Annotated in this window: 7 protein-coding genes; all 7 read right to left on the bottom strand. The window is 70.1% G+C overall.

Features of this window, described 5'->3' with window-relative positions; all coding sequences use genetic code 11:
• Positions 1–65: 65 nt before the first annotated feature.
• The 7 genes from pyk to trpC all read right to left on the bottom strand — a co-directional run bounded on the left by pyk (position 66) and on the right by trpC (position 11,944).
• Positions 66–1,511 (bottom strand): pyruvate kinase, encoded by a 1,446-nt coding sequence (pyk, locus tag DEJ21_RS02600; RefSeq protein WP_017887208.1) that lies wholly within the window; start codon positions 1,509–1,511, stop codon positions 66–68.
• 179 nt (positions 1,512–1,690) lie between these two features.
• Complete coding sequence (locus DEJ21_RS02595; protein WP_111088757.1) at positions 1,691–3,148, bottom strand: glutamate synthase subunit beta; 1,458 nt, start codon at positions 3,146–3,148, stop codon at positions 1,691–1,693.
• Positions 3,141–7,745: a glutamate synthase large subunit gene (gltB, locus tag DEJ21_RS02590; RefSeq protein ID WP_375342391.1), complete on the bottom strand. Its 4,605-nt coding sequence runs from the start codon at positions 7,743–7,745 to the stop codon at positions 3,141–3,143. Before gltB ends, DEJ21_RS02595 begins: the two co-directional genes overlap by 8 nt.
• Before the next feature lie 224 nt (positions 7,746–7,969).
• Complete coding sequence (gene lgt / locus DEJ21_RS02585; RefSeq protein ID WP_181435755.1) at positions 7,970–8,956, bottom strand: prolipoprotein diacylglyceryl transferase; 987 nt, start codon at positions 8,954–8,956, stop codon at positions 7,970–7,972.
• Between the two features lie 96 nt (positions 8,957–9,052).
• Entirely contained in the window at positions 9,053–9,847 is a 795-nt protein-coding gene (trpA, locus tag DEJ21_RS02580; RefSeq protein ID WP_111023054.1) for a tryptophan synthase subunit alpha, read from the bottom strand.
• On the bottom strand, positions 9,844–11,058 hold the full coding sequence (gene trpB, locus DEJ21_RS02575; RefSeq protein WP_071244754.1) for a tryptophan synthase subunit beta: 1,215 nt from the start codon (positions 11,056–11,058) through the stop codon (positions 9,844–9,846). The genes trpA and trpB overlap by 4 nt, the downstream gene beginning before the upstream one ends.
• A gap of 100 nt (positions 11,059–11,158) precedes the next feature.
• Complete coding sequence (trpC, locus tag DEJ21_RS02570) at positions 11,159–11,944, bottom strand: indole-3-glycerol phosphate synthase TrpC (RefSeq protein WP_111223751.1); 786 nt, start codon at positions 11,942–11,944, stop codon at positions 11,159–11,161.
• Positions 11,945–11,952 lie beyond the last annotated feature (8 nt).

Below are 11,952 nucleotides of genomic sequence, written 5' to 3'. Positions count from 1 at the left end.
GAAGCGGTCGGCGCTGCGCGCACCGGGCCTCCAGTCCGCGCCCTGGTGGCGACGGATCCCTCGGATCAGTCCCGGACGTAGGCCGGGGCGGCCTCGGCGTGGGCGTCGCCCACCCGGTGCACGCGCAGGTCGTTCGTCGAGCCCTCGATGCCGGGAGGGGACCCGGCCGTCACGATGACGCGGTCGCCGGGAGCGGCCAGGCCGTTCTCGAGGAGGACGTCGTCCACCTGCGAGAAGAGCTCGTCGGTGTGGGTCTTCCGCTCCACCAGGAACGAACGGACACCCCAGGTGAGGGCCATCCGGCGGCGCGTGGCCTCGTTCGGGGTGAAGGCGATGATCGGCAGACCGTGGCGCAGGCGCGACATGCGGCGGGCCGAGTCACCGGACTCGGTGAAGACGCAGAGGTACGACGCCTCGGTGAACTCGGCGATCTCGACGGCGGCGAGGGTGATCGCACCGCCGAGGGTGCGCGGCTTGGTGCCGAGCGGGGCGATGCGCTCGAGACCGTGGTCCTCGGTGGACTCGACGATGCGGGCCATGGTGCGGACGGTCTGCACCGGGTACTCACCGACGCTCGTCTCACCGGACAGCATGACCGCGTCGGCACCGTCGAGGACGGCGTTCGCGACGTCGGAGGTCTCGGCGCGGGTGGGGATCGGCGACGAGATCATCGACTCGAGCATCTGCGTCGCGACGATGACCGGCTTCGCCATGCGGCGGGACAGCTCGACGGCGCGCTTCTGCACGATCGGGACGGCCTCGAGCGGGAGCTCGACGCCGAGGTCACCGCGGGCGACCATGATGCTGTCGAAGGCGTCGATGATCTCCTCGAGCGCGTCGACGGCCTGGGGCTTCTCGACCTTGGCGATGACCGGCAGGCGCTTGCCCTCTTCGTCCATGATCTCGTGGGCACGCACGACGTCGCTCGCGTTGCGCACGAACGACAGCGCGATGAGGTCGGCGCCCTGGCGGATCGCCCAGCGCAGGTCGGCCTCGTCCTTCTCGCTCAGCGCGGGGACGTTGACGGCGACACCGGGCAGGTTGATGCCCTTGTTGTTGGACACCGTGCCGGGGACGACGACCTCGGTGCGGACCCGAACGCCGTCGGTGTCGAGGACACGGAGGCGGACACGGCCGTCGTCGATGAGCAGCGGGTCGCCGGGCTTGACGTCCTGCGGCAGGCCCTTGAACGTCGTGCCGCAGATCTCCTTCGAACCGGGGACGTCCTCGGTCGTGATGGTGAAGATGTCACCGACCGCGAGGTCGTGCGGGCCGTCGGCGAAGCGTGCCAGACGGATCTTCGGACCCTGCAGGTCGACGAGGATCGCGACGGGCTTGCCGAGTTCTTCGGCGGCACGACGGACGTTGACGTAGTTGGCCTCGTGGACGCTGTAGTCACCGTGGCTGAGGTTGAGGCGGGCGACGTCGACGCCCGCTTCGATGATCTCCTTGACGGTCTCGTAGTCCGACGTTGCCGGTCCGAGCGTCGAAACGATCTTTGCGCGTCTCAATGGATTCCTTCGTGGTGGTGGATGGAGCTTGGGTTTCCGCGCTGTGGGGCCGCGCGGAACGAAGCGAGGCCACCAGCACCCTACCGAGTGCTGGTGGCCTCACGCTCACGGGAGCGTGAGCATCTGGTGGAGACGGTCCGACATCTGGTGGCCGTCCGACATTCCGTGATCGTCCGACATCAGACGGAGATCGCCCGGTCGGTCGCCTTGACCGGTGCCGGCAGGATCGTGGAGCCCTCGAGGTACTCGTCGACCTGTGCGGCCGCGGCACGGCCCTCGGCGATCGCCCACACGATGAGCGACTGCCCGCGACCCGCGTCGCCGGCGACGAACACGCCGGCCTCGTTGGTCGCGTAGTCGGCACGGCGGTCGAGCGACCCGGAGACCGTGGTCGGCAGACCGAGCTGCGGCTCGATGGTGTCCGACTCGGGGCCGGTGAAGCCCATCGCGATGAGGACGAGGTCGGCCGGGATCTCCCGCTCGCTGCCCGCCTTCGGGACCCGCCGGCCGTCGAGGTACTCGGTCTCGGCGACCCGCAGTGCGCGGACCTCGCCGGCGTCGTTCGACAGGAACTCGACGGTGGAGGCGAGGAAGTGCCGCTCGCCGCCCTCTTCGTGGGCGCTCGTGATCTCGAACACGGTCGGGAACATCGGCCACGGCTGGTCGGACGGACGCTCGAGCGGCGGCTGCTTGCCGATTGCCAGGTTCGTCACGCTCAACGCGCCCTGGCGGTGAGCGGTGCCGATGCAGTCCGCGCCGGTGTCGCCGCCGCCGATGACGACGACGTGCTTTCCCTCGGCCGTGATCTGGTTGTCGACCGTCGTGCCCGCGTTCGCCTTGTTCTGCTGGACCAGGTAGTCCATGGCGAAGTGCACGCCCTCGAGGTCGCGCCCCGGGATCGGCAGGTCGCGCGGCACCGTGGCACCGGTGGCGACGACGACCGCGTCGTAGCGCGACTTCAGGTCGTCCCAGGTGATGTCCTTGCCGATCTCGACCCCGGCACGGAACCGGGTGCCCTCGGCCTGCATCTGGGCGAGGCGCGCGTCGATCTGGCGCTTCTCCATCTTGAAGTCCGGGATGCCGTAGCGGAGCAGGCCGCCGATGCGGTCGTCCCGCTCGTAGACGGCGACCGTGTGGCCGGCACGCGTGAGCTGCTGCGCGGCGGCGAGCCCGGCGGGACCGGAGCCCACGACGGCGACGGTCTTGCCCGTCAGGCGCTCCGGCGGGTGCGGGGTGACCCACCCGTTCTGGAACGCCTGGTCGATGATCGAGACCTCGACCTGCTTGATCGTCACCGGGGGCTGGTTGATGCCGAGCACGCACGACGACTCGCACGGTGCCGGGCAGAGCCGACCCGTGAACTCCGGGAAGTTGTTCGTCTCGTGCAGGCGCTCGATCGCCTGGCGGCCCTCACCGCGCCACGTCAGGTCGTTCCACTCCGGGATCAGGTTGCCGAGCGGGCAGCCCTGGTGGCAGAACGGCACGCCGCAGTCCATGCAGCGGCCGGCCTGACGCTTCAGGACACCGGACTCCTGCTGCTCGTAGACCTCTTTCCAGTCCATGAGCCGCACGGGCACGGGTCGCCGGGGCGGGAGTTCGCGTTCCTGGACCTTCAGGAATCCCTTGGGGTCAGCCACCGGTCACCTCCATGATCCTGTTCCAAACGATGTCACCGTCGGGGTCGAGTCCCTCGTCGACGGCTTGTCTGCGCGTCTCGAGCACCGCCGCGTAGTCGCGCGGCAGCACCTTGACGAAGTCGCTCAGGTCTCCGGACGCCAGCAGGTCGGACGCGAGCGTCGACCCCGTCTCGTCGGCATGCCGGGTGAGCAGGTCGGTGACGATCTCGACGTCGGCGCTGTCGAGCGCCTCGAGCCGGAGTTCGCCGGACGCCAGGGCGTCGGTGTTCACGTGTTCCTGGCGCAGGCCGCGGACGTACGCCGTCCCACCGGACATGCCCGCACCGAGGTTCCGGCCGGTCTCGCCGAGGATCAGCGCGAGCCCGCCCGTCATGTACTCGAGCGCGTGGTCGCCCACGCCCTCGACGACGGCCGTGGCACCGGAGTTCCGCACCAGGAACCGCTCGCCCACGATGCCGCGGATGAACATGCTGCCCTGGGTGGCGCCGTACCCGATGACGTTGCCGGCGATGACGTTCTCGGCGGGGTCGAAGCCCGAACCGGCGTCGGGACGGACGACGATCTGGCCGCCGGAGAGCCCCTTGCCGACGTAGTCGTTGCTGTCGCCGATGAGCCGCAGCGTGATGCCCGCCGGCAGGAACGCACCGAGCGACTGGCCGGCGGAACCGCGCAGGGTCACGTCGATCGAACCGTTCGGCAGGCCGTGCTCGCCGTGTCGCAGGGTCACCTGGTGGCCGAGCATGGTGCCGACGGCGCGCTCGGTGTTGCGGATGGGCAGGTCGAGCGCGATCGAACCGCCGTGGTCGAGCACGTCCGCGGTCTGCTGGATGAGCTGCACGTCGAAGTGCTGGTCCAGCTCGTGGTCCTGTTCGCGGTGGTGGCGGCGCGGTTCGGCGTCGTCGAAGTGCGGTCCCTTGAGCACCGGCGCGAGGTCGAGGCCCGACGCCTTCCAGTGCTCGACGGCACGGTCGACGTCGAGCGCGTCGGTCTGCCCGATGGCCTCGTCGAGGCTGCGGAAGCCGAGCTCGGCGAGGAGCTCGCGGACCTCTTGCGCGATGAACTCGAAGAAGTTCACGACGAACTCGGGCTTGCCGGAGAACCGCTTGCGGAGCTCGGGGTTCTGCGTGGCGACGCCGACCGGGCAGGTGTCCAGGTGGCAGACCCGCATCAGGATGCAGCCCTCGACCACGAGCGGCGCGGTCGCGAAGCCGTACTCCTCGGCCCCGAGCAACGCGGCCACGACGACGTCGCGTCCGGTCTTCATCTGCCCGTCCACCTGCACGACGACGCGGTCGCGCATGCCGTTCAGCATGAGCGTCTGCTGGGTCTCGGCCAGGCCGATCTCCCACGGGGTGCCGGCGTGCTTGAGCGAGTTCAGCGGGCTCGCGCCGGTGCCGCCGTCGTGGCCGGACACGAGCACGACGTCGGCCAGGGCCTTCGTCACGCCGGCCGCGACCGCACCGATGCCGGACTGGCTCACGAGCTTCACGTGGACGCGGGCGGCCGGGTTGGCGCGCTTGACGTCGAAGATCAGCTGCTTGAGGTCCTCGATGGAGTAGATGTCGTGGTGCGGCGGCGGCGAGATGAGGCCGACGCCCGCGGTGGCGTGCCGGGTGCGGGCCACCCACGGGTAGACCTTGGCCGGGGGCAGCTGCCCGCCCTCGCCGGGCTTCGCGCCCTGCGCCATCTTGAGCTGGATGTCGGTGGCGTGCGTGAGGTACATGCTCGTCACGCCGAACCGGCCGGAGGCGACCTGCTTGATCGCGCTGCGGCGCTCGGGGTCGAGCAGGCGGTCGACGTCCTCGCCGCCCTCACCCGTGTTCGAACGGCCACCGAGTCGGTTCATCGCGATGGCGAGCGTCTCGTGGGCCTCCTTCGAGATGGACCCGTAGGACATCGCACCGGTGTTGAACCGCTTGACGATCGACTCGATCGACTCGACCTCGTCGAGCGCGATGGGCTTGCGGGCGCCCTGCTTGAACCGGAACAGCCCGCGGAGCGTCATGAGCTGCTCGGACTGGTCGTCCACGGCGCTCGAGTACTCGCGGAAGATGTCGTACCGGCGGGCACGAGTGGCGTGCTGCAGGCGGAACACCGTGTCCGGGTTGAACAGGTGCGGCGGGCCCTGACGGCGCCACTGGTACTCGCCGCCGACCTGCAGTCGCTCGTGCGCAAGCACCGCGCCGTCCTGCGGGTAGGCCTGGGCGTGCCGCTCGGCGTTCTCCTTGGCGATGACGTCGATGTCGACGCCACCCAGGATCGACGAGGTGCCCGTGAAGTACTTGTCGACGAACTCCTGGCTGAGCCCGACGGCCTCGAACGCCTGCGCACCGGCGTAGCTGGACACCGTGGAGATGCCCATCTTCGACATGATCTTCAGCACGCCCTTGCCGAGCGCCTTGATGACGTTCTTGACGGCCTGCTCCGGGGTGATCCCAGGGATCATGCCGGCGCGGACCAGGTTCTCGCAGGTCTCCATCGCCAGGTACGGGTTGATCGCCGAGGCGCCGTACCCGATGAGGGTCGCCACGTGGTGGACCTCGCGCACGTCGCCGGCCTCGACGATCAGCCCGACCTTCATGCGCTGCTCGGTGCGGATCAGGTGGTGGTGGACCGCGGCGAGGAGCAGGAGGCTCGGCACCGGTGCCTGCTCGGAGTTGCCGTCGCGGTCGGACAGCACGATGAACTGCTTGCCGGACTCGATCGCGGCGTCGACCTCGTCGCACACGGCGGCGATGCGCTTCTGCATCGCCTTCTTGCCGGCGTCGACGCGGTACAGGCCCTTGATCGTGACGGTCAGGTGGCGACCCGACTCGGTCTCGAAGTGCTGGACCTTGGCGAGCTGGTCGTTGTCGATCACCGGGAAGTCGAGCGTGATCTGCTTCGCGTGCTCGGGACCGGCGGAGAGCAGGTTGCGCTCCGGACCGAGTCCCATCCCCATCGAGGTGATGACCTGCTCGCGGATCGAGTCGAGCGGCGGGTTGGTCACCTGCGCGAACTGCTGGGTGAAGTAGTCGAAGAGCAGTCGCGGACGCTCCGACAGCACGGCGATCGGGGTGTCCGAGCCCATCGCGCCGAGGGGTTCGGCACCCGCTGCCGCCATCGGGCGCAGCAGGATCCGGACTTCTTCCTCGGTGTACCCGAACGCGCGCTGCCGGCGGGTGACCGAGGCCGGGGTGTGCACGATGTGCTCGCGCTCCGGCAGGTCGTTGAGGTTGATGCGGCCGGCTTCGAGCCAGTCGCCCCAGGGACCCGAGGCGGCGAGCTCGCGCTTGACCTCGTCGTCCTCGATGATGCGGCCGGCCTCGGTGTCCACCAGGAACATCCGGCCCGGACGCAGGCGACCCTTGCGCACGACCTTGGCGGCCGGCACGTCGATGACCCCGGTCTCGGAGCCCATCACGATGAGGCCGTCGTCGGTGACCAGGAAGCGTCCGGGGCGCAGGCCGTTGCGGTCGAGGGTGGCGCCGACGAGCGAGCCGTCGGTGAAGGTGATCGCGGCGGGGCCGTCCCACGGCTCCATGAGCATCGAGTGGTACTCGTAGAACGCGCGGAGGTCCGGGTCCATCCCGACCTGGTTCTCCCACGCCTCTGGAACCATCATCGACACGGCGTGCGGCAGGGTCCGGCCGGTCAGGGTCAGCAGTTCGAGGACCTCGTCGAACGAGGCCGAGTCACTCGCCCCCGGGCTCACGATGGGCAGCAGCGGGGCCATGTCGCCGAGCAGTTCGCTCTCGAGCTGCGACTGGCGCGCACGCATCCAGTTGCGGTTGCCGCGCACCGTGTTGATCTCGCCGTTGTGGGCGATCGTCCGGAACGGCTGGGCGAGCGGCCACGACGGGAACGTGTTGGTGGAGTAGCGCGAGTGCACGATCGCGAGCTTCGACGCGAAGCGCTCGTCGCTGAGGTCCGGGTAGAACGGCTCGAGCTGCAGCGTCGTGACCATGCCCTTGTAGACCATGGTGCGGCTCGACAGCGACATGAAGTACAGGTCGTTGTCGTGCTCGGCGCGCTTGCGGAGGCGGAAGGCCTGACGGTCCAGCGCGATGCCGCTCCACGAGGCACCGTGCACGTCGTGCCGGATGGAGGCGACGAACAGCTGCTCGAACGCCGGCATCGCGGCACGGGCGAGCGTTCCGAGGACCTCCGGACGCACCGGGACCTCGCGCCACCCGAGGACCTTCAGGCCCTCTTCGCGGGCGAGCCGCTCGACGGCGCCCTTCACCGCGTGGCGGGCGTCGTCGTCCAGGGGCAGGTAGGCGGTACCGACGGCGTACTCCCCCGCTGCCGGCAGCTCGAACGGCACGACGGCCCGCAGGAACTCGTCGGGCACCTGGCACAGGATGCCCGCGCCGTCACCGGTGCCCGCGTCGGAGCCCACTGCACCGCGGTGCTCGAGGTTCCGGAGCGCACCGAGGGCCGCGTCGACGATGTCGTGCCCGGGCGTGCCGCGCAGGGTCGCGACCATCGCGAGACCGCAGGCGTCCTTCTCGTTCGCCGGGTCGTACATGCCCGTCACGTCCGGGATCGCGGAGAAGCGGCGGTACGGCGGCACGAGGCTCGTCGGTGCCGAGGGCTGGGTTGGCTGGAGCGCCATGGGGAACCGTCCTCACGAGGAAGTGGAACAGGGACAGCGGTGGCCCGGTGGTGCGTTCCGCCCGAGCGGGCGGGACTGGTGCCCGTGCCCGCCGTCAGTGAGTTGCCCTGCCGGCCGGCGAGGTTGCTGGGCCCCGCTTGTGGCGGAGACCGTCTGGTGCTGCTGCTGCTGCTGGTGCTGCACGTGACCGGTGGTCGTCGGGAGCGGGTGCTCCCACCACGGGATCAGCGAGTGGTCGTGACCGGTTCGTCGCTCGTGACGCCGTCTGCTTGGTCGTCGTCGTGCTCCGAGAAGGTGTCCTCGGAGTCTACAACGGAGGTCGGACGGGGCCCGCGACCCGGCAGGTACGGGCTCGGCTCCTTGCCGGTGTGCCGGCGGCTCTGCACCACGAAGATCAGGATGCCGATCACGACCGCAGCCAGGGCCACCCACACGTTGGTGCGGACGCCGAAGAAGGTCTCGCTCGTGTCGACGCGGATGGACTCGAGCACCGAGCGTCCGGCGCCATACCAGATCAGGTACAGACCGAGGACCTTGCCCCACTGCAGTGTGAACTTGCGCGCCAGGAAGAGGATGACGACGACGCCGAGGACGTTCCAGATGATCTCGTACAGGAACGTCGGGTGGAACAGCGTGCCCTCGGGCAGGCCCTTCGGGAACGCGGCGTTGCTCGAGTCGATCTCGAGGCCCCAGGGCAGGCTCGTCGGCATGCCGAAGAGCTCCTGGTTGAAGTAGTTGCCCAGGCGACCAAAGGCCTGTGCGAGCAGGACGCCCGGCACGACGGCGTCGATGAACGACGTGAACCGGAGGCCCACCTGACGGCAGCCGATCCACGCGCCGACCGACCCGAGGATGAGCGCACCGAAGATGGCGAGCCCGCCCTCCCAGATGTACAGGAAGGACAGCGGGTCGATGCCGGGGCCGAAGTAGTCGGACACGTGGGTGAACACGTGGAAGAGACGACCGCCGATGATGCCGGCGGGCACGGCCCAGATCGCGATGTCGATGATGATCCAGCGCTCGACGCCGCGGGCGTTGAGTCGGCGGTTCGCCAGGACGACCGCGGCCACGATCCCGATCAGGATGCAGATCGCGTACGCGTGGATGCGGAAGTCGAGGGGCAGCGACCAGCCGAACGCGTCGCGCAGCCAGGCGGTCAGGTCGAAGTACTGCCAGGCGGTGCTCGGGCTCGGGATGCTCAGGAGGGGCATGGAGGTGCTGTCGCCTTTCGGAACTGACGGGGCGCGGTCGACGTGGCGTCGGCCTCGCTCACTGTAGCGCGGCTCGCGGGCCGGACAGGAACTGGACTAGCGGCGGCGGGCGCCGGTGGCGAGGTCGGCGGCACGGTCGGCCACACCCTGCACGCCGAGGTCGGCCAGCGCACGGACGAACGCGGACCCGACGATGGCACCGTCGGCGTACTCGAGCACTTCGCCGACCTGCTCGGCCGTCGAGATCCCGAGACCGACGCAGGTGCGCTCGACCCCGGCGTCGCGCAGACGCGACACCACCGTGCGTGCGGCGACGTCGACGCCGACCCGGGCACCGGTCACACCCATCGTCGAGACGGCGTACACGAACCCACGGCTGGCCTCGACCGCCTGGCGCATGCGCTCGTCCGACGAGGACGGCGCGGCGAGGAAGACCCGGTCGAGCCCGGTCCGCTCCGAGGCCTCGGTCCACGCGGAGGCCTCGTCGGGGATGAGGTCGGGTGTGATGAGGCCGGCGGCACCGGCGGCGACGAGGTCGTCGGCGAAGCGGTCCACGCCGTAGCGCAGCACCGGGTTCCAGTAGGTCATGACGAGGACCGGCACGTCGGCCCGTTCGGTGATCTGCTGCACGGCGTCGAAGACCTGTGCGACCCGGAAGCCGTTCGCCAGGCTCTCCTCGGCTGCCCGCTGGATCACGGGGCCGTCCATCACGGGGTCGGAGTACGGCAGACCGAACTCGATGACGTCCACGCCGTTCTCGGCGAGGGCGACGGCGGCGTCGACGCTGGTCTGCAGGTTCGGGTACCCGGCGGGCAGGTAGCCGACGACGGCTCCGGCGCGCTCGGCGTTGGCCGTGTCGATCGTCTGGGCGACGGTCTTGTTCGTGGTCACAGCTGCACCGCGTTCTCGTCGAGGATGCCGAAGTAGCGACTGGCGGACGCGACGTCCTTGTCACCGCGGCCGGACAGGTTCACGAGCACGACGCCTTCGGGCCCGAGCTCCTTGCCGAGCTTCATCGCACCGGCGAGGGCGTGGGACGACTCGATCGCCGGGATGATGCCCTCGGTCTGGCTCAGCAGGCGGAACGCCTCCATGGCCTCGGTGTCGGTGATCGGCTGGTACTTCGCGCGGCCGATCGACGCCAGGTACGCGTGCTCCGGTCCGACGCTCGGGTAGTCGAGTCCGGCGGAGATGCTGTGGCTCTCGATCGTCTGGCCGTCCTCGTCCTGCATCAGGTACGACTTCGCGCCCTGCAGGACGCCCTCGCGACCGAGCGTGATGCTCGCCGCGTGCCGGCCGGTCTCGACGCCGTCGCCGCCGGCCTCGAAACCGTGCAGTGCGACGGACTCGTCGTCGAGGAACGCCTCGAAGATGCCCATCGCGTTCGAGCCGCCGCCGACGCACGCCGCGACGGCGTCCGGCAGGCGCCCGACGCGGTCGAGGACCTGCTGGCGCGCTTCCTCGCCGATGACCTTGTGGAACTCGCGCACCATCTCGGGGAACGGGTGCGGACCGGCGACCGTGCCGAGCAGGTAGTGCGTCGACTCGACGTTGGCGACCCAGTCGCGCAGGGCGTCGTTGATGGCGTCCTTCAGGGTGCGCGATCCGGTCTCGACGGGGATCACCTCGGCGCCGAGCAGGCGCATCCGGGCCACGTTGAGGGCCTGTCGCTCGGTGTCCACGGCGCCCATGTAGACGACGCACTCCATGCCGAACAGGGCTGCGGCGGTCGCGGTCGCGACGCCGTGCTGGCCGGCACCGGTCTCGGCGATCAGGCGGGTCTTGCCGAGCCGACGGGCGACGAGGGCCTGGCCGAGGACGTTGTTGATCTTGTGGGACCCGGTGTGGTTCAGGTCCTCACGCTTCAGGATGACCCGGGCACCGCCGGCGTGCTTCGCGAACCGCGGCACCTCGGTGATGATCGAGGGGCGCCCGGTGTAGTCGCGCTGCAGCTCGTCGAGCTCCGCGCGGAACGCCGGGTCCGCCCAGGCCTGGCGGAAGGCGGCCTCGAGCTCGTCGAGCGCGAGGACGAGGGACTCGGGGACGAAGCGTCCCCCGAAGTCACCGAAGTAGGGGCCGTGCAGGTCGCGGAGTGAGGTCACGATGTGTCTCCCGGGACGAGTCCGACGCGGCTGGTCGGCCGCGTCGGACGGGTGGAACGTGCGGCCGCGGTCGGCGGCCTCGATACGTGGGCGGAGCCGGTCAGGCCCGGTCGGCGGCGTCGACGAACGACGCCAGGGTCGCGGCGGGGTCGTCCCCCGTCACGAGCGCTTCGCCGACCAGCACGACGTCGGCGCCCGCCGCACGGTAGTGGGCGACGTCGGCCGGACCGGAGACCGCGGACTCGGCGACGCGCACGACCCCGTCGGGGATGCGGTCGGCGAGCGACCCGAACAGGTCGCGGTCGAGCGAGAAGTCGGTGAGGTCCCGCGCGTTGACGCCGAGGATGCGGGCACCGGCGTCGAGCCCACGCGTGACCTCGTCACCGGAGTGCGCCTCGACCAGCACGCGCATGCCGAGTTCTTCGGCCAGGGTGTGCAGCTCGACCAGACGGGGCTGCTCGAGCGCCGCCACGATGAGCAGCACGACGTCGGCGCCGGACGCCCGGGCCTCGATCACCTGGTACGGGTCGGCGATGAAGTCCTTGCGGAGCACGGGAACCCCGACGCGGGCCTTCACGGCCTCGAGGTCGGCGAGGCTGCCGAGGAACTTACGGCCCTCGGTCAGGACGCTGATCGTCGAGGCCCCACCACGCTCGTAGTCGGCAGCGAGGGCAGCGGGATCAGCGATCGCGGCCATCGACCCGCGGGACGGGCTGGCGCGCTTGACCTCGGCGATGATCTTCACCCGGTCACCCGGGCTGAGGAACGCGAGGGCGTCGAGCGGCGACGCCACCCGGTCGAGGTCGCGTTCGACGTCCGAGTACGGACGGTCGACACGACGGGCGGCGGCGTCCTCGAGCGCGCCCGCGACGAGGGTCTCGAGCACGTTCGGCA

The sequence above is a fragment of the Curtobacterium sp. MCSS17_006 genome (genome assembly GCF_003234215.1).
Lineage (GTDB): Bacteria > Actinomycetota > Actinomycetes > Actinomycetales > Microbacteriaceae > Curtobacterium > Curtobacterium flaccumfaciens.
The sequence above is the reverse complement of the archived record's forward strand: the minus strand, read 5'-3'. Positions and strand labels throughout refer to the sequence as shown.

Bases quoted from the DNA above. Each gene is read 5' to 3' on its own strand.
- gltB (WP_375342391.1), bottom strand. From the start codon at position 7,745: ATGGCGCTCCAGCCAACCCAGCCCTCGGCACCGACGAGCCTCGTGCCG.
- lgt (WP_181435755.1), bottom strand. From the start codon at position 8,956: ATGCCCCTCCTGAGCATCCCGAGCCCGAGCACCGCCTGGCAGTACTTC.